At 66.8% G+C, this 16,886-nt stretch carries 16 protein-coding genes; 5 read left to right on the top strand and 11 right to left on the bottom strand.

The window, feature by feature from the left end:
• Positions 1-5: 5 nt before the first annotated feature.
• Genes acpS through VLK31_RS02020 form a run of 4 tightly spaced genes read left to right on the top strand, consistent with a single transcriptional unit; the run spans position 6 to position 3,751 of the window.
• Positions 6-398: a holo-ACP synthase gene (acpS, locus tag VLK31_RS02035; RefSeq protein WP_409166699.1), complete on the top strand. Its 393-nt coding sequence runs from the start codon at positions 6-8 to the stop codon at positions 396-398.
• Positions 395-1,489, top strand: a complete 1,095-nt coding sequence (gene nagZ, locus VLK31_RS02030; RefSeq protein ID WP_409166698.1) for a beta-N-acetylhexosaminidase — start codon at positions 395-397, stop codon at positions 1,487-1,489. Before acpS ends, nagZ begins: the two co-directional genes overlap by 4 nt.
• Positions 1,490-1,507: 18 nt before the next feature.
• A complete protein-coding gene (locus VLK31_RS02025; RefSeq protein WP_409166697.1) occupies positions 1,508-2,854 on the top strand; it encodes a galactosyl transferase GMA12/MNN10 family protein in 1,347 nt (448 codons plus the stop codon).
• Positions 2,855-2,884: 30 nt separating this feature from the next.
• A complete protein-coding gene (locus VLK31_RS02020) occupies positions 2,885-3,751 on the top strand; it encodes a hypothetical protein (RefSeq protein ID WP_409166696.1) in 867 nt (288 codons plus the stop codon).
• Between the two features lie 26 nt (positions 3,752-3,777).
• Here the strand turns inward: VLK31_RS02020 and VLK31_RS02015 are convergent, their stop codons facing one another.
• The 5 genes from VLK31_RS02015 to VLK31_RS01995 all read right to left on the bottom strand — a co-directional run bounded on the left by VLK31_RS02015 (position 3,778) and on the right by VLK31_RS01995 (position 8,682).
• On the bottom strand, positions 3,778-4,464 hold the full coding sequence (locus VLK31_RS02015) for a class I SAM-dependent methyltransferase (protein ID WP_409166695.1): 687 nt from the start codon (positions 4,462-4,464) through the stop codon (positions 3,778-3,780).
• A 37-nt stretch (positions 4,465-4,501) separates the two neighbouring features.
• A complete protein-coding gene (locus tag VLK31_RS02010) occupies positions 4,502-5,023 on the bottom strand; it encodes a M48 family metallopeptidase (RefSeq protein WP_409166694.1) in 522 nt (173 codons plus the stop codon).
• Positions 5,020-6,291, bottom strand: a complete 1,272-nt coding sequence (locus tag VLK31_RS02005; RefSeq protein WP_409166693.1) for an Hsp70 family protein — start codon at positions 6,289-6,291, stop codon at positions 5,020-5,022. The genes VLK31_RS02010 and VLK31_RS02005 overlap by 4 nt, the downstream gene beginning before the upstream one ends.
• A 2-nt stretch (positions 6,292-6,293) precedes the next feature.
• On the bottom strand, positions 6,294-7,868 hold the full coding sequence (gene lysS, locus VLK31_RS02000; RefSeq protein WP_409166692.1) for a lysine--tRNA ligase: 1,575 nt from the start codon (positions 7,866-7,868) through the stop codon (positions 6,294-6,296).
• 169 nt (positions 7,869-8,037) lie between these two features.
• Entirely contained in the window at positions 8,038-8,682 is a 645-nt protein-coding gene (locus VLK31_RS01995) for an LON peptidase substrate-binding domain-containing protein (RefSeq protein WP_409166691.1), read from the bottom strand.
• Positions 8,683-8,732: 50 nt separating this feature from the next.
• Here VLK31_RS01995 and VLK31_RS01990 point away from each other — a divergent pair, with 50 nt between their 5' ends.
• A complete protein-coding gene (locus VLK31_RS01990; protein ID WP_409166690.1) occupies positions 8,733-9,293 on the top strand; it encodes a YggT family protein in 561 nt (186 codons plus the stop codon).
• Between the two features lie 68 nt (positions 9,294-9,361).
• On the opposite strand, the gene accD is transcribed toward VLK31_RS01990, so the two are convergent.
• The 6 genes from accD to VLK31_RS01960 form a co-directional block, all read right to left on the bottom strand.
• Complete coding sequence (gene accD, locus VLK31_RS01985; RefSeq protein WP_409166689.1) at positions 9,362-10,234, bottom strand: acetyl-CoA carboxylase, carboxyltransferase subunit beta; 873 nt, start codon at positions 10,232-10,234, stop codon at positions 9,362-9,364.
• 66 nt (positions 10,235-10,300) lie between these two features.
• Complete coding sequence (gene trpA / locus VLK31_RS01980; protein WP_409166688.1) at positions 10,301-11,146, bottom strand: tryptophan synthase subunit alpha; 846 nt, start codon at positions 11,144-11,146, stop codon at positions 10,301-10,303.
• A complete protein-coding gene (trpB, locus tag VLK31_RS01975; RefSeq protein ID WP_409166687.1) occupies positions 11,146-12,423 on the bottom strand; it encodes a tryptophan synthase subunit beta in 1,278 nt (425 codons plus the stop codon). Before trpB ends, trpA begins: the two co-directional genes overlap by 1 nt.
• 47 nt (positions 12,424-12,470) lie before the next feature.
• Positions 12,471-13,184 (bottom strand): phosphoribosylanthranilate isomerase, encoded by a 714-nt coding sequence (locus VLK31_RS01970; protein WP_409166686.1) that lies wholly within the window; start codon positions 13,182-13,184, stop codon positions 12,471-12,473.
• The gene (truA, locus tag VLK31_RS01965; RefSeq protein WP_409166685.1) at positions 13,181-14,002 is read right to left on the bottom strand and encodes a tRNA pseudouridine(38-40) synthase TruA; all 822 of its coding nucleotides are present in this window, start codon (positions 14,000-14,002) and stop codon (positions 13,181-13,183) included. Before truA ends, VLK31_RS01970 begins: the two co-directional genes overlap by 4 nt.
• Positions 14,003-14,043: 41 nt before the next feature.
• Positions 14,044-16,842 (bottom strand): FimV/HubP family polar landmark protein, encoded by a 2,799-nt coding sequence (locus VLK31_RS01960; protein WP_409166684.1) that lies wholly within the window; start codon positions 16,840-16,842, stop codon positions 14,044-14,046.
• Between the last annotated feature and the right edge of the window lie 44 nt (positions 16,843-16,886).

The raw sequence follows: 16,886 nt of genomic DNA, 5'->3' as shown, positions 1-16,886 counted from the left end.
GCCGCATGATCTACGGCATTGGCACCGACATCTGCGACCTGCGTCGCATCGCCGCGACCTTCGAGCGCCAGGGCGAACGCTTTGCCCGCAAGGTGCTCAGCGACGGCGAATTCGCGGTCTGGCAGGCGCGCAGCGCGCGTTGGCCCAAGCGCGGCCTGAGTTACCTTGCCACGCGCTTTTCCGCCAAGGAGGCCTTCAGCAAGGCCGTGGGCATGGGCATGCGCATGCCGATGAGCTGGCGCCTGTGCGAAATTGCCAACCTGCGCAGCGGCAAGCCCGTCATCGTGCTGCATGGCGAGCTGAAGGAATGGTTCGAGGCGCAGGGCCTCACGGCCCATGTGACAGTGACCGACGAAACCGAATACGCCGCGAGCTTCGTGGTGGTGGAGAAGCTATGACCCCCGGGCTCGATCGCCCCCGCGCCGTGCATTCGCCGCTCGTCATCGATGTGGCGGGCACCGAACTCAACGACGCTGACCGCCGGCGACTGGCCCATCCGCTGGTCGGCGGCGTGATTCATTTCGCCCGCAATTGGCAGGACCGCGCGAAAATGACTGCGCTGAATGCCGAGATCAAGGCGATCCGGCCCGACCTGCTGATTTGCGTGGACCATGAAGGCGGCCGCGTGCAGCGCTTTCGCACCGACGGCTTCACGCACCTGCCGTCGATGCGCGCGCTGGGCGAGCTGTGGATGCGCGACGCCATGCACGCCACCCAGGCCGCCACGGCGGCCGGGCAGGTGCTGGCGGGCGAACTGCGCGCGTGCGGCGTCGACTTCAGTTTCGCGCCGGTGCTCGACCTCGACTTTGGCGGCAGCAGCGTCATCGGCAACCGCAGCTTTCACCGCGACCCGCGCGTGGTGGCGCTGCTGGCCAAGAGCGTGATGCACGGCATGCTGCAGCAGGGCATGCGCAATTGCGGCAAGCATTTTCCGGGGCATGGTTTCGTGCACGCCGACTCGCATGTCGAGATTCCGCTCGACAAGCGGGGCCTGAAAGAAATTCTGAACGACGACGCGCGGCCGTACGACTGGCTTGCCGGAACGCTCACCGCGGTGATGCCTGCGCACGTGATCTATCCGAAGGTCGACAAGCGGCCGGCGGGCTTTTCTTCGAAATGGCTCAAGCAGATCCTGCGCCAGCGCTTTGCGTTCGACGGCGCGGTGTTCAGCGACGACCTGAGCATGGAGGCCGGCCGCTACATCGACGGACAACTGCTCAGCTACACCGACGCGGCGCTGGCGGCGCTGGCCGCGGGCTGCGACCTGGCGCTGCTGTGCAACCAGAGCATCGGCAACGGTGCGCTGCTGGACGAGTTGCTCGACGGCTTCGCGCTTGCCGTACGCACGCAGCGCTGGCAGCCCGACGCACGCAGTGAAGCGCGGCGCCGCAGCCTGCTGCCGGGCGCGCCCGCGCCCACCTGGAATGAGCTGACGGATGCCTTGGCCTATCGTGGCGCCAGGCGCGTGCTGGCCAAGGCGGGTTTGTAGAAGCAAAGGGAGCAGGCCATGCCGCTGTGCCTCAGTTTTCTCCAGCGTCGCGACGAAGCGGTGCTGCGCAATCACGCGCACTACTGCAGGCTCCACGGCTATCCCCATCAATGGGTCGAGAGCGACCGCATCCTGCACCCGGCGCTTCGCGCGAGCGCCAAGTACAGCGAGATCCTGCGCCATCTGCGCACCCTGGCGGAAGGCGACTGGCTGTTCTTCATCGACGGTGACTCGGTGGTCTTTCATTCCGTGGCCATCGACCTGCTGATGCACGGGCGCGACCTGCTCGTGGCCGAGAGCCCGCCCGCGGGCAGCCTGGCCGGCCTGGCCATGACCAACATGATGGTGCTGCGCAACACGGCCGCCAACCGGGCGATGCTGCACCAGCTCATCATCGATTTCGGTTATGTGATCGCCCGGACGGCGAAGCGCGTCGACGAGGCAGCGCACCTGCGGCCGGCGGGCATGCTGGGATGCAACGCGATGGAGCAGGGCGTTTACGTCAACGTGTCCTGGCGCATCGGGCAGTGGTTTCAGGCGCCGATCTTCGTGGTCAACCTGGGGCCGTTGCCGGTCGAGGTGGATGGTGAGCCGGGCGAAGACATGCTGCATGACCTGAACCTGCAGCGTCTGCTGGTGGACCAGGTGAACGAGTCGCTGGCCAGTGGCCAGCCGGTGCTGCATCCGCTGCCGTATCCGGAGATGTCGCCAGCGGTGATGGACAGCTACAACCCCGAGGCGCCCATCGCCTTCCTGACGCTGTACACGCCGCACATCCAGGGTTATGCCCGCGTGTCGGAGCACAACGTGCGCCGCTATTGCGACCGGCATGGCTACGCGTACCACGTGTACCGCGACATCCCCGCAGCGATCGGCCCGGACATCAACGGCTCGTGGATTCGCAGTTGGCTCGTCAACCAGCATCTGGCGCGCCATGAATGGGTGATCTGGGTGGACGCAGATGTCATCTTCTTCAACCAGGCGAGACGCATCGAGCCGTTGCTCGAGGGCCGAGACCTGCTGCTCGCCAAGGACATTGGCGCCTGGCAGTTCAACTCCGGCGTCATGGGGTTTCGCAACACGCCCGGCAACGCGCGCCTGCTCGATCGCATCTGGGAGCGCATCGGCGGCGTGGCCGACAAGTCTGCCGTCTACAGCAGCCAGGGCGACCAGTACTACACGAACGAGGTGTTGATGGAAGAGGGCCTCGTTGGCGAGCAACATATCCTGGACAACCTCAGCATCAACACGCCGCCCCATCTGGCGAGCGACGACACCTTGCTGGTGCACTTCATCAATCTTGGCGAGCCGTATCGCTCTGAGTACATGGCCGCCATGGACGCCCGGTCGCAGCGGGCCCGGTAGCGCCTCAGCGAAGCCTCGAAAGGAATCGACATGACCATGGGGGTGCTGATCTACGTCGACGACAAGCAGGAAATCATCGATGAGTTTTCATGGCTCTACAAAAGCATGATCTTCTCGAACCTGTTCTCCCGGGCGAAGATCATCGCGGTCTGTCATCCAGGTGCCGTTGGGGCGTTGCCCAAGGACGATCGCATCATCGTGATTCCGAGTGAGCCCTATGCGCAGCGCAACACCGACTGGGCGGGCTACGGCTACATCAACTCGGTAGCCAATCTCTGCGAACCCGCCGTCATCGAGGAGTGCAGAAAGTACGAAACCCTGCTGAAGACCGACTGCGACACCTTCGTCACGCCCGCGCTCACCGGCTTCACGCCGAGCGGCCTGTGCTTCGGCTTCGGCGCCTACGCGTACCAGGAAGAGGTGCGCCGCAAGCTCTCGGCATGCAGCGAGCGCTGGGGCTTCCCGCATTCGGGCCTGCACAACGTGGGCGCGTCGGTGCTCGGCCCGTCCGAGTTCGTGTGCAACTTCGTGGAAGCGCAACTCGACTATTGCAACCGGTTGCTCGACGAGGAGTTCCGCCATTTCCAGGGCGAATGGCCTGGGTGGTGCAAGAACGTCGTCACGATGTATGCGGGCGAACTGGCTTTGCGCCGTACCTATCCGCAGCAATGTTCGCTCGGTCTGCTGGACCATTTGCCGTATGCGAGCCGTGCGCTGGGCAGCGACGTGCTGCACATTCATGCCTGGCACACCGACCAGTACTGGTCCAAGCACCAGTATCGCGCCGGCAAGTACGACGGCATGACGCTCGAAGCCATCGATCGGCGCACGTCGGGCGGCTATTGCCATTGGCTGGCCGTTGCCAGCGTCGAGCAGGTCAAGGCCGCGGCGGCCTGAGGGCGAAGCGAGCCGTCGGGCCGTCTTCAGCGGCCAATGCGCGCCAGCGTCTCGCGCACGTCGTCCAGCAGCCACAGCCCCAGGCAGCGGTCGGTCTGCGCAAACTGCGGAGAACCTTCCAGCGAGGGATAGACGATCGCTTCGGTCACGTTCCCCTCGACGATCAGGCGGCGCGGCGGCGGCAGGTGATAGGGCGCCATCTCGAGATTGATCGGCGTCCAGCTGCCCGTCTGGATGTCTCCGTTGCGCGGCAGCGTGCGGTAGGTGAAGGTGGTCGTCAGCAGCCACCGGGAGCCGCTGTCGACAAGTACATGCAGCGCCCGGAACACATCCGCGTGCGAGAAATGAAAGAGGCAGTCACGGCACAGCACCAGGTCAACCTTGGGCAGGCCGCCCGCGAGCAGGTCGAGCTTGCCGAAGCGCCGGCCGGGGCGGCTGAAGCGCTCGTTGTTGCGCTGCACCAGTTCTTCGACGATGTCCGCGCCCAGGTAGTCGATGCCTTCGAGGTCGACGTGCTGCATCCAGTTGAAATCGCCGCAGGGCATGTCGAGGAAGGTCTGCACGCGCAGCTCGCGCAACAGGGCCGGCAGCTCGCGGATGATCTGTGCGGTGTTGCTCAGCTCGGAGCCCGCGCCCGACACGCTTTCCATCGAACCCCAGGTGTTGGTGTTGAAGATGTTCGAGAAGATCGCTTCGGTCGGCGGATTGGACATGGGTGCGGTCGATCCATGAAAAAAGGAACGCAGGCGGTCACGGCGCCTTCGAGGCCGTCGACCAGAGCGGCCCGCCGCCGGTCTCCAGGTGCGTCAGGTAGAGCCGCAGATCGAATTCGAGCTGATGGTAATCGGGCTCCATGTGCGCGCACAGCGCATAGAAGGCCTTGTCATGGCTCTTTTCCTTGCTATGTGCGAGTTCGTGCACCACGATCATTCGCAGCCACGGCAGCGGCACGCCCTTGAACAGGCCCGCCACGCGAATCTCGCGCTTGGCCTTGAGCTTGCCGCCTTGCACGCGCGACACCGTGGTGTGTGTGCCCAGTGCGTTGCGGATCACATGCAGCTTGTTGTCGAACATCACCTTCGACAGGGGTTCGGCCTTGCGCATGAACTCGCTCTTGAGCTCGCTCACGTACTCGTAGAGCGCGCGGTCGGTCTGAATGTCGTGCACGCCCTCGGGGTAGCGCTGGCCGAGCAGCGCCGCGAGCTTGTCATCGGCGACCAGTTGGCGGACCTGTTCCAGCAAGGACGCCGGATAGCCCGCCAGGTACTTCACGCGCCGCGCTCCGTGCGCGCCGCGCAGGCCAGGCCCGCCGCCACGCCACCGAACAGGTCACCCTCGACCAGCGGCACGCCCGCAAAGCTCTTGCGCAACGCCTGCTGGAAAGGCCGCAATGCCGACGAGCCGCCCGTGAGGTAGATCGCGTCGAGGTCGTTGCTGCGCAGCCCCGCGCGCTTGACGCAGGCGTGGGCGCAGGCGATCACGTCGTCGAACTGGCTGCTGAGCTGCTGCACCATGTCGTCGGGCGACAGCACGGCGCTCAGGCCGGGCTCGGCACACGACAGGTCGATGGTGGCCGGCGCGTCACCCACGGACGCATCGATCTTGGCCTGCTCCACGGCCGCCAGAATGCGGTGGCCATGGCGCTCCTCGAGCACGGTCATGAGCCGGTCGTGCAGCCGCAGGTCGATGTAGCTGGTGCGCAAGTCCTTCGCCTGGCGCGTGGCCTTGGCGGCGTAGAGCCAGTTGATCAGGTGCCACGACGAGAGGTCGAAGAACACGCCGCTGGGCACTTCGCGGCCCTGCGGGCCGTGGTGGCGAAAGCCCAGCAGCGGCATCACGCGGTCGAGGTTCAGGCGCTGGTCGTAGTCGGTGCCGCCGATGTGCACGCCGGTGGTGGCCAGCACGTCGCTGCTGCGGTCGTCGTGCGTGGCGCGCTCGGGGCCGACGCGCACGACCGTGAAGTCGGAGGTGCCGCCGCCGATGTCCACGATCAGCACCACCGATTCCTTGGTGATGCGCTGCTCGTAGTCGAAGGCCGCCGCAATGGGTTCGAGCTGGAACGAGATGTCGCGAAAGCCCGCCGCGCGCGCCGCGACGCGCAGGCTCTGCTCGGCACGTTCGTCGCGCTTGCTGTCGTCGTCCACGAAGTGCACCGGGCGGCCGATCACCACCTGCTCGGGCTTGCGGCCCAGCTCCTTGCCGGCACGCTGGGCCAGCTCGTGCAGGAAGCGCGCGATGATTTCCTCGAAGCTCACCAGCCCATCGTAAATGGCGGTCTTTTCCTGCATCAGCGCGCTGCCGAGCAGGCTCTTCAGCGAGCGCATCAGGCGGCCTTCGTAGCCCGCGAGATAGAGCGCCACGGCCTCGCGGCCAAAGTGCGTGGTGCGGTCCTCGGCGTTGAAGAAGATCGCGGTGGGCAGCGTGGTGGCCGCGCCCTCGATGGGCAGCAGCCGGGCGACGCCGTCGACCCGGCAGGCCACGGCGGAATTGGAGGTGCCGAAGTCGATGCCGATCGTCGGCAGCGACGACGGTGACTTCATGCTCAAGATTCCCTGCGCAGTGCCGGGAACAGAATCACGTCGCGAATGCTTGGCGAGTCTGTCAGCAGCATCATCAGCCGGTCGATGCCGATGCCACAGCCGCCGGTGGGCGGCATGCCGTATTCGAGCGCCCGCACAAAGTCGTGGTCGTAGAACATGGCTTCGTCGTCGCCACTGTCCTTGGCGGCCACCTGCGCGTTGAAGCGCGCGGCCTGGTCTTCGGCGTCGTTCAGCTCGCTGAAGCCGTTGCCGAATTCGCGGCCCGTGATGTACAGCTCGAAGCGTTCGGTGACTTCGGGGCGCTCGTCGTTGGCGCGCGCCAGCGGGGAGATTTCGGTCGGGTGCTCCATGATGAAGGTCGGCTGCCAGAGCTTTTCTTCCACGGTTTCCTCGAAGAACATCACCTGCAGGCTGGCCAGGCTGCGCTGCGAGAGCTTGTTTTTTTCTTCGTTCAGGCCGAGCTTGCGCAACGCGTTGATCAGCCAGGCGCTGTCGTCCACGCCCTGGGCCACGTCCGCGGCCTCGGTGTACTTCAGGATCGCTTCGCGGATCGTCAGGCGCTGGAAGGGCTGCGTCAGGTCGACCGGCTTGCCGCCGTAGCTGAGCTGCTGCGTGCCCACCGCCTTGTCGGCGATGGTGCGGATCAGCGTCTCGGTGAAGTCCATCAGGTCGCGGTAGTTCCAGTAGGCCGCGTAGAACTCCATCATCGTGAACTCGGGGTTGTGCCGCACCGAGATGCCCTCGTTGCGGTAGCTCCGGTTGATTTCGAACACGCGCTCGAAGCCGCCCACGATCAGGCGCTTGAGGTACAGCTCGGGCGCGATGCGCAGGAACATCTCCTGGTCGAGCGCGTTGTGGTGCGTCTTGAACGGCTTGGCGTTGGCGCCGCCCGGAATGGGGTGCAGCATGGGCGTTTCGACTTCGAGGAAGTCGTTGGCCACCATGAACTCGCGCAGCGCGCTCACGGCCTTGCTGCGCGCCGTGAAGCGCACGCGGGCCGACTCGTCGGTGATCAGATCGACGTAGCGCTGGCGGTACTTCTGCTCCTGGTCGGCCATGCCGTAGAAGTCACCGGGCAGGGGGCGCAGGCTCTTGGTGAGCAGGCGAAGCCGCGTGACCTTGACCGACAGTTCGCCGGTCTTGGTCTTCATCAGCGTGCCTTCGGCGCCGAGGATGTCGCCGAGGTCCCAGCGCTTGAATTCCGCATAGGCCTCTTCGCCCAGCGCATCGCGCGTGACGTAGAGCTGGATGCGGCCGGTGGCGTCCTGCAGGGTCGCAAAGCTGGCCTTGCCCATCACGCGCTTGAGCATCATGCGGCCAGCCACGCTGACGGCCACGGCCTGGGCCTCCAGCGGCTCGGCCTCGGTGGCGCCGTGCGCCTCGCCCAGCGCGGCGGCGCGGTGGCCCGGCTTGAAGTCGTTGGGAAACGCGACGCCCTTGCCCTCGGCCTGCGCGGTGCGCAGCAGCTTGAGCTTTTCGCGGCGTTCAGCGATCAGCTTGTTGTCGTCGACGGCTGGCGTGAGGGCTGCCGGTGCCACTGCGGGCGTGAGGGTGTGGGGAGTCAGGTGGTCGGACATGGGGCGAAGCGGAGGGACGGGGTGCAGGGCCTGGGGCGGGAAACGGGTGGCGCATGGCGCGCAACACGGAGCGTGCGCGGGGCTGGCATTTTAGCCCATGGGTTCAAGGCGAAAACCGCCCCCTACCGCCCGTCCATCCTGCGCAATACGCTACAAAAAACGGAGCAAGCTATTCAGTGATGCCCGTGCGTGCGAGCAGATCGCTGACCAGCTCCAGGCGCATCAGCGGGCTGTCGAGCGTCATGAGGCGCTGGCGCAGCTGCAGTTGCATCGGCACCAGCTCGCACCAGCGGTTGGCCACCCAGCCGCAATCGTCGAGTTGGTAAGGCTCGCCGATGGGCAAGCGCGCCGACTCGTCCTGCGCGCGGCGCCGCTCCTCGAGCGTGTCGATCAGGCGGCGCAGCGCGGTCGAGGTGTGTTTGAGGTCGTCGGGAATTTCCATGGCGATGTCGTCGGCCACAGCCTCGACCTCGGCCACCCACAGGCCATGCTTTTGCAGCTCGGTGTCGCGGATGCGAAAGCGCTGCGTGCCCACGGACTCGATCTGCAGCAGCCCGCTCTGCGGCGACTCGAACTCGCGGATGTGCGCCAGCGTGCCCATGGTGGCAAAGCTTTCCGCGCCGGCGCCGGCCTTGCGCACCTCGCTGCCGCTGGTGAGGCTCACCACGCCGAAGGGCACATCGGCCTTGCGGCACTTGCCGATCATGTCGAGGTAGCGCACCTCGAAGATGCGCAACGGAAGAAGGCCGCCCGGGAACAGAACCGTGCCCAGCGGAAACAATGGCAGTGAATGCAAAAGGGGTTGTGTCGTCATCGAAGAACCTCGCGTGGCTATCATCGCACTCCGCTCACGGCTGCGTTCTCATGCTCTATCAGATCCCCTCATTCCTCCTCGACGTGATCGTCGGCCTGCTCGGCGGCGCCTGCCTGCTGCGGCTCTACATGCAGTACCACCGGGTGCCATTCGGCAACCCGCTCGGGCGCTTCATCTTCGGCATCACCGACTGGATCGTGCTGCCGCTGCGGCGCATCGTGCCGTCGGTGAAGCGCTGGGACCTGGCGAGCTTGATCGCGGCCTGGCTGCTGGTGATGGTGAAGTTCCTGCTGCTGTGGATGCTCATCGGCAACCTGGGGCACATCGCCACCTTGCCGCTGGTGTCGCTGGTCGGGCTGATGCAGCTGGCCGTCTCGGGCCTCACGGCGCTGCTGGTTGTCTATGCGGTGCTGTCGTGGATTCCAGGTGCCTCACCCGTGTTGCTCGACCTGATCTCGCGCCTGGCCGATCCGCTGGTGCGGCCGTTTCGCCGCTTCATTCCGCTGATTGGCGGGGTCGATCTGTCGCCGCTGGCGGCCATCGTGGTGCTGCAGATCCTTGCCATCGTGCTGAGCAACCTGCTGGTGTTCGCCTACCAACTGACCTTCTGAAGACGCCATGAAAAAAGGGCCCGGGTGCAATGCTACCCGGGCCCTTTTTTCGTCTTGGAGCGTGTCGCTCAGCTGACCGCGTCGGCCGGCTGGCGCAGCAGCATGGCCAGCGTGCTGGCAATGGTCTTGCGCAGTTCGCGGCGGTCGCTGATGAAGTCGATGGCGCCCTTGGTCTGCAGGAACTCGGCGCGCTGGAAGCCTTCGGGCAGCGTCACGCGCACGGTCGACTCGATCACGCGCGGGCCGGCAAAGCCGATCAGCGCCTTGGGCTCGGCGATCACCACGTCACCTACGAAGGCGAAACCGGCGCTCACGCCGCCCATGGTCGGGTCGGTCAACACGCTGATGTAGGGCAGGCCCTTCTTCGCCAGGCGGGTGAGCGAGGCGTTGGTCTTGGCCATCTGCATGAGCGAGAGCAGGCCTTCCTGCATGCGCGCGCCACCGGTGGCGGTGAAGCAGATGAAGGGCACCTTCTGTTCGATGGCCGTCTCGACGCCGCGCACAAAGCGCTCGCCGACCACGCTGCCCATGCTGCCGCCCATGAATTCGAATTCGAAGCAGGCCACGACCACGTTGATGCTGTGCACCGAGCCGCCCAGCACGACCAGCGCGTCGGTTTCGCCGGTGTTTTCCAGGGCTTCCTTCAGGCGCTCGGGGTACTTGCGGCTGTCCTTGAATTTCAGGGCGTCGACCGGCAGCACTTCCTGGCCGAGTTCGTAGCGGCCCTCGGGGTCGAGGAACGCGTCGAGCCGCGCGCGGGCGCCGATGCGGTGGTGATGGCTGCAGCTGGGGCAGACATTCTGGTTGTGTTCGAGGTCGGTCTTGTACAGAACGGTCTCGCAGGCGGGGCACTTGATCCACAGGCCCTCGGGCACCTGGCGGCGCTCGGAGGGGTCGGTTTGTGCGATCTTGGCGGGTAGCAGTTTTTCAAGCCAGCTCATAGGACTCCGAATTAGCTCCCCTTTTTCGCATGGCGAAAGAGGGGCTGGGGGTGAGGGCAACGGCGATTATCGGCCAGCCGCGTTCTTGGGGGTAGCGGCCGGCAGCGCGTCGAGCGCCTCGCGGATGCCCGCGAGAAATTCACGCACCGCCGGCACCACGCGTTCGCGCGGCTGGTCTTCGATGAGTTGAATGATCTTGGTGCCGATCACGACCGCGTCGGCAGCCGAGCCAACCGCCTGTGCGGTGCGCGCATCGCGAATGCCGAAGCCCACGCCAACCGGTATGCCCACATGCTGGCGAATGCGCGGAATCATCCGGCCGACCGCCTCGGTGTCCAGGTGGCCGGCACCGGTCACGCCCTTGAGCGACACGTAGTACACGTAGCCGGTGGCAATGCGCGCGACCTGGGCCATGCGCTCGTCGGTGCTGGTGGGCGCCAGCAGAAAGATCAGGTCGATGCCAGCTGCTTTCAGCTCGGCGGCAAAGGCTTCGCACTCTTCGGGCGGGTAGTCGACCACCAGCAAGCCGTCCACACCGGAGGCGGCCGCGTCGCGAATGAAGGCCTGCTTGCCGTGCACCAGGTCGTAGCGCTCGACCGGGTTGGCATAGCCCATCAGCACCACGGGTGTGGTGGAGTCCTTCTTGCGGAACGCGGCCACGATGGCCAGCACCTGCTTCATGCCCACGCCCATGGCCAGCGCGGCTTCGCCGGCCTTCTGGATCACGGGGCCATCGGCCATCGGGTCGGAGAAGGGCACGCCCAGCTCGATCACGTCGGCACCGGCCTCGACCATGCCGTGCATCAGCTCCGGCGTGATGTCTGCGAAGGGGAAGCCGGCGGTCACGTACGGAATGAGGGCGCGACGACCGTCTTTTTTCAGTGCCTCGAAGGTTGCTGCAATGCGGCTCATCACTTGCCTCCCTTCACGCTCAGACCGCGCATCGAAGGCCGGTCGTAGAAATCGACGCCCGACAGGTCGGCGACGGTGCCGATGTCCTTGTCGCCACGGCCCGAGAGGTTCACCAGAATGGATTGGTCGGGGCGCATGGTCTTGGCGAGTTTCATGGCGTAGGCCACAGCATGGCTGGATTCGAGCGCCGGGATGATGCCCTCGGTGCGGCACAGGTAGTGGAAGGCTTCGAGCGCCTCCATGTCTGTGATGCCGACGTATTCGGCACGGCCAATGTCGGCCAGATACGCGTGCTCCGGTCCCACGCCGGGGTAGTCGAGGCCGGCGCTGATGCTGTGGGTCTCGGTGATCTGGCCGTCTTCGTTCTGCAGCAGGTAGGTGCGGTTGCCGTGCAGCACGCCGGGGCTGCCACGCAGGATGGAAGCCGAATGCTTGCCGCTGTCCAGCCCTTCGCCCGCCGCCTCCACGCCGATCAGGCGCGTGCCGGCGAACGGAATGTAGGGGTGGAAGATGCCCATGGCGTTGCTGCCGCCGCCCACGCAGGCAACCACCACGTCGGGTTGCTTGCCCTCTGCCTCGCCGGTGATTCCGTCGGCGGCAAGCATGGCGGGCATCTGCGCGATGCACTCGGTGCCGATCACGCTCTGGAAGTCGCGCACCATCGTCGGGTAAGGGTGCGGGCCGGCCACGGTGCCAATGATGTAGAAAGTGTTTTCCACATTGGTGACCCAGTCGCGCATCGCCTCGTTGAGCGCGTCCTTCAGTGTCTTGCTGCCCGACTCCACCGGCACCACGGTGGCGCCCAGCAGGTTCATGCGGTAGACGTTGGGGCTCTGGCGCTTCACGTCCTGGCTGCCCATGTAGACCACGCATTCGAGGCCGTAGCGCGCGCAGATGGTGGCCGTGGCCACGCCGTGCTGGCCGGCGCCGGTTTCAGCAATGATGCGGGGCTTGCCCATGCGCCGCGCGAGCATCGCCTGGCCGATCACGTTGTTGATCTTGTGCGCGCCGGTGTGGTTCAGGTCTTCGCGCTTCAGGTAGATCTGCGCGCCGCCCATTTCGCGGCTGGTGCGCGCGGCATGGTAGACCGGCGACGGGCGCCCGACGAAGTGCTTCAGCTCGTAGTGGAATTCGGCCAGGAAGGCCGGATCGTCCTTGAACTTCGCGTACGCGTCGCGCAGTTCGTTGATGGCGTGTGTGAGCGTCTCGCTCGCGAAGGTGCCGCCGTAGTTGCCGAAGTGGCCGGAGGCATCGGGTTGCTGGTAGTTGCTTTGCATGGTTCTCGATCGGTGGGCCGCAGCCCGACATCGATCGGCTGCGGCGGCTAACTGGAGAAGGACGCGTCGGCTGCCCTGACAGCGGCGACGAACTGCCGGATTTTTCCGGTGTCCTTGAGGCCCTTGTTCCCCGGGCCGTCGATTTCGACGCCCGAGCTCACATCAACGGACAGCGACTTGCAGCGCGTCCGCAGAATGCGAATGCCATCGCTCACGTTTGCAGGTGTGAGCCCACCACTCAAGACGAGGTGAGCGTCGACGGCGGGTGGAAGAAGTGACCAATCGAAAGCCTTGCCGCCACCGCCATAACCTTCGACATGGGCGTCGAGCAGGATGGCCTGGGCGTGGGAGTAATCGGACGCGTATTTTACGAGGTCGAAGCCGACCCCGGCAGCCCCCAGTGGAATGCGGGCGGCGCGCAGGTAGCGAAAGCGCTGCGGGCCGCTGGCTTGTTCGCACTGTTCGGGCGACTCTTCGCCATGGAATTGGGCGATCGCGCCCTTCACGCGTGCGAGTGCCGCCATGACCTTGGGCGCATCCTCGTTCACGAACAGCAGCACGGGCGTGATGAACGGGGGCAGGCGCGCGGCCAGTTCGGCGGCGCGCTCGGGCGTCACGGCGCGCGGGCTTTTCGGATACAGCACGAAGCCGATGGCATCGGCGCCGGCTTCGACGGCCGCATCGACGTCGGTCTCACGCGTCAGGCCACAGATCTTGATGCGGGTGCGGGTGCGCGGGGCGGGGAGGGTGGGCGCGGTCATGGCGGGCCATCATAAGCAGCGCCGCCGGCCTGCAGCGTGGCCTCGGCCGGCAGCCCCCACTTGGCGTCGTACAACGGGCCCACGAAGTACAGGCCGTCCGCGGAGAAGGTGGGGGCCGCCACCTTGCGGCTGCGCGCCTCGAGCACCTCGGAGATCCATTCGACGCGCTCGTCGCCGCGCCCGATGCGCACCAGGCAGCCCATCAGGTTGCGGATCATGTGGTGCAGAAAGGCGTCGGCTTCGAACTCGAAATGCCAGCGGCAGCGTTCACCTTCGCCTACGCGCGTGATCTCTATGCGGCGCAGATTCTTCACGGGCGACTTGGCCTGGCAGGCCGAGGCGCGGAACGAACTGAAGTCATGCGTGCCGATAAGCACGGCCGCGGCTTTGCGCATCGCGTCGCCGTCGAGCGGGTGCATCGACCAGCCGACCCGGCCGGCGTCGAGGCTGGGCCGCACCGGCGACTGAGAAAGCACGTAGAGGTAGCGGCGGGCCAGGGCGCTGGCGCGGCAATGGAATTCGTCGGGCACCGGCTGGGCCCACTGCACCGCGATGTCGGCGGGCAGAAAGCGGTTGGTGCCGCGCATCCAGGAGAAGGGCTCGCGCTCGATGGTGGTGTCGAAGTGCACCACCTGCATCAGCCCGTGCACACCGGCGTCGGTGCGCCCGGCGCAAAGCGTGCCGATGGTGCCGGGCGGCTGAGCGGTGAACTTCGCGAGCGCCGCCTCCAGCTTGTCCTGCACCGTGCGGCCCGAGCGCTGGCTTTGCCAGCCCTCGTACGCCTGGCCGTTGTATCGGATGCCAAGCGCCAGTCTCAAGACGCCGGCCTCACGGATTCACGGACAGAAACAGCAACCGCTCAGCGCAACTCGGCGAGCAGTTGACGGGCTTGCGTCTTGACGTCGCCAGCGCTTTCGGCTTCGACTTCCTCGACCAGCGAACGGGCGCCTTCGACGTCGCCGATGGCCTGCAGTTCGCGTGCAAGCGACAGCTTGACGGCGTGCGGGCTTTCGTCGCCTTCGTCGTCCGAGGCCATGGCCGCCGGGCGGGTGACCGGCTCGGGTTCGGGCGCGCGGGCAGCGGGCAGGCCGGCCAGTGCGCTCATGTCGAACTCGATGAAGCCCGAATCGGCCGGCAGCGCATTGCGCAGCATGGCGGGGCGGGTGTTGTCCACGTCGCTCAGCGAACCGGGCAGCGTGTTGGCGGTCAGCGCGCCGGGGGCGGTGTCGAAGTCGTTTTCGAGATCGACCGGCGTGGCGGCGTGGCCGTTCGACAGAGGCGCGGCGGGGCGTGCAGCCGTCGGTGCGGGTGCGTAGGCCGACTTCGGCAAGCTGGCGCCGACGGGTGCATGGCTCGGGGCGGGGGCTGGTGCGGGCGGCGCGGTCAGGTCGAGGTCGAAGTCCAGCGGTGCGACCGAGGGCACGAACGCCGGCGGCGCCGATGCGACCGGTGCCGCGGGCGGCGGCGGTGCCACCGGCTTGGCGGCTGCAGCCAGGGCGCCTGCGAAGGCGGCCGTTTCGGCGGCGCTGGCGCCACCGCTGCGGGGGGCGCCCGATTCGTACAGCGGGTTGCCTGGGTCGAGGTCTTTGCCCATGTCGACCACGCGGTTCCAGTCGGAACCCGCGCCGCCGGTCAGCTTGTGCACTTCGGTGGCCAGGCTTTCGTAGGCGCGCACGTCGCGGCGCTTGGCATGGATTTCGAGCAGCTTCAGGTGGATGGCGGTGCGGTCCGGGTTCAGGCGCAGCGCTTCACGCAGGATTTCCTCTGCCTGCAGGTCGCGGCCGTAGGCCAGGTACACGTCGGCTTCGGCCACAGGGTCGACATCGCCCGCGTCGAGCTGGCTCGGCGAGTACGACAGCGACGAAACGGTGGAGTCACCGCGGTTCTTGGTGTCGACCGATTCGCCACCGCTGGCACCGAAGAACGAGTCCTTCGGAATGCGGCTTTCGAGGAACACGCTCTCGCTCATTTCCTCGCGCCGACGACCCAGCACGCGGTACAGCAGGAAGCCGATCAGCAGCGCGATGAGCGCGCCGCCGGCGAGCATCAACGGGTTGTCGAGCAGTTCTTCGAGGAAAGTGGGCTCTGGCGGAGGCGGGGGTGCGACCGCCTTCTTTGGTGCTGGCTTCGGGGCCGCAGCGGCGCTTGCTGTCGCTGCCGCGGGCGTTGCCGTTGCATCGGTGGTCGACGGCGTGCCAGCGACCGGGGCGAGGGCTGCTGCGGTCGCGGCGGCCGTTGCTTCAGGCGTGGGAGCGGCCGGTGCCGCGGCAACAGGTGCCGCTGCGGGGGCTGGCGCCGGGGCCGGTGTCGGTGCGGGCGCAGCAGCTACCGCTGCGGGAGTGGCCGTTGGCGTGGTTGTGGCTGCGGTGGTCGGTGCCGGCACCGGAATACCAGGCGTGACCGGCGCTGTGGCCGGGGCTGCGCCTGCGGCGGGTGCCGCTGCACCGGTGCCTGTGCCTGCGCCGGCCTTGAGCTTGTTCAGCTCCTCGATGTTCTTCGACAGCTCTGCCACGCGGGTCTTGCTGTCTTGCGCCTGGCGCGTCTGTGCCACTTTTTCGTCGGCGGCACGGGTGGAGGCGCTGCCTTGCGAGATGGTGAGCTTGTCCGGCGCGTTGGCCGCGGCATTGCGGTCTTCGACGTTGGCTTGCAGCTTGCCCGAGGCGTTGCGGCTTGCGGCCGCCACGTTCGCGGTGGGCGCGTTTTCGGCCAGGCGTTGGCGGTACGAGCCGAAATCGCGGCTTTGTGCGGTGACGGTGCGGCGCGCTTCCGTGGGCGGCACGGCGGCGGCTTCGGCTGCGGTGGGCAGGTCGAGCACGGCACCGGCGCGCATGCGGTTGATGTTGCCGCCGACGAACGCGTCGGGGTTGGACAGCAGCATCGCCACCAGCATCTGGTCGAGCGACACGTCGGCCGACTTGTGGGCGCCGGCGATCTTGCTGGCGGTGTCGCCACGCTGCACGGTGACTTGGTCACCGCTGCCGCCGCCAGTGCGTGCCGGTGCGGCAGCCGTGACGGGGGCGGGTGCCGTTGCGGCAGGTGCCGACGGGGCCGGCGAGGCCTGTGCGACGGCGACCGGCGGTGCAGCGCGCTCACGGCGGGCGCGTGCCGCGGCTGCGGGGCGCTCGACGGGCGTAGCAATCTGGGCTGGGATCGGTGCAGCAGGCGCGGCCTGCGTGCTGGCGGCCGGCTGGCGCGCGCTGGGCGGGTCCAGCAGCACGGTGTAGTCGCGCACGATGCGGCCCGACGAACCGTTGGCTTCCAGCAGCAGGTCGATGAACGGATCGTTCAGCGGGCGGTTGCCGCTCAGGCGCACCACATACTGCCCGCCAGCGCGGCGTTGCAGCGTCGCCTTGACGTCGCTGAGCGCTGCGTTGTAGGGCACGCCGGCGCTCTTGAAGGCTTCGGCGGTGGCGATGCTGATCTTCAGACCGTCCGCCTCGTTGGCGGCTATTTCGGTCACGTCGATCTCCGCTCGCAGCGGTTCGCCCAGCGCCGATTGCACTTTCAGCTGACCCAGCGCAAAAGCGCTGGCGTCGGTGCTGGCAATGCCCAGGGCCACAGCTGCCGCCGCACCCAGAATGGAAAGGCGCCAACCGTTCGATGGCAGAGGCGGGCGAGCGGCCGATGGGCTGGCCGCAGGCAACAGATGTCTTGTCATGCTGATAGGGGGCGGCTCAGGCCCAGAATTTGTAAGAGGACGTT

Origin of the sequence: Variovorax sp. H27-G14 (genome assembly GCF_046156345.1) — a bacterium.
Classification (GTDB): Bacteria; Pseudomonadota; Gammaproteobacteria; order Burkholderiales; family Burkholderiaceae_C; genus Variovorax.
Note: the sequence above shows the minus strand (reverse complement) of the source record. Positions and strands in the feature narration are given on the sequence as shown.

Bases quoted from the DNA above. Each gene is read 5' to 3' on its own strand.
- acpS (WP_409166699.1), top strand. From the start codon at position 6: ATGATCTACGGCATTGGCACCGACATCTGCGACCTGCGTCGCATCGCC.
- nagZ (WP_409166698.1), top strand. From the start codon at position 395: ATGACCCCCGGGCTCGATCGCCCCCGCGCCGTGCATTCGCCGCTCGTC.
- VLK31_RS02025 (WP_409166697.1), top strand. From the start codon at position 1,508: ATGCCGCTGTGCCTCAGTTTTCTCCAGCGTCGCGACGAAGCGGTGCTG.
- VLK31_RS02020 (WP_409166696.1), top strand. From the start codon at position 2,885: ATGACCATGGGGGTGCTGATCTACGTCGACGACAAGCAGGAAATCATC.
- VLK31_RS02015 (WP_409166695.1), bottom strand. From the start codon at position 4,464: ATGTCCAATCCGCCGACCGAAGCGATCTTCTCGAACATCTTCAACACC.
- VLK31_RS02005 (WP_409166693.1), bottom strand. From the start codon at position 6,291: ATGAAGTCACCGTCGTCGCTGCCGACGATCGGCATCGACTTCGGCACC.
- lysS (WP_409166692.1), bottom strand. From the start codon at position 7,868: ATGTCCGACCACCTGACTCCCCACACCCTCACGCCCGCAGTGGCACCG.
- VLK31_RS01995 (WP_409166691.1), bottom strand. From the start codon at position 8,682: ATGACGACACAACCCCTTTTGCATTCACTGCCATTGTTTCCGCTGGGC.
- VLK31_RS01990 (WP_409166690.1), top strand. From the start codon at position 8,733: ATGCTCTATCAGATCCCCTCATTCCTCCTCGACGTGATCGTCGGCCTG.
- accD (WP_409166689.1), bottom strand. From the start codon at position 10,234: ATGAGCTGGCTTGAAAAACTGCTACCCGCCAAGATCGCACAAACCGAC.
- trpA (WP_409166688.1), bottom strand. From the start codon at position 11,146: ATGAGCCGCATTGCAGCAACCTTCGAGGCACTGAAAAAAGACGGTCGT.
- trpB (WP_409166687.1), bottom strand. From the start codon at position 12,423: ATGCAAAGCAACTACCAGCAACCCGATGCCTCCGGCCACTTCGGCAAC.
- VLK31_RS01970 (WP_409166686.1), bottom strand. From the start codon at position 13,184: ATGACCGCGCCCACCCTCCCCGCCCCGCGCACCCGCACCCGCATCAAG.
- VLK31_RS01960 (WP_409166684.1), bottom strand. From the start codon at position 16,842: ATGACAAGACATCTGTTGCCTGCGGCCAGCCCATCGGCCGCTCGCCCG.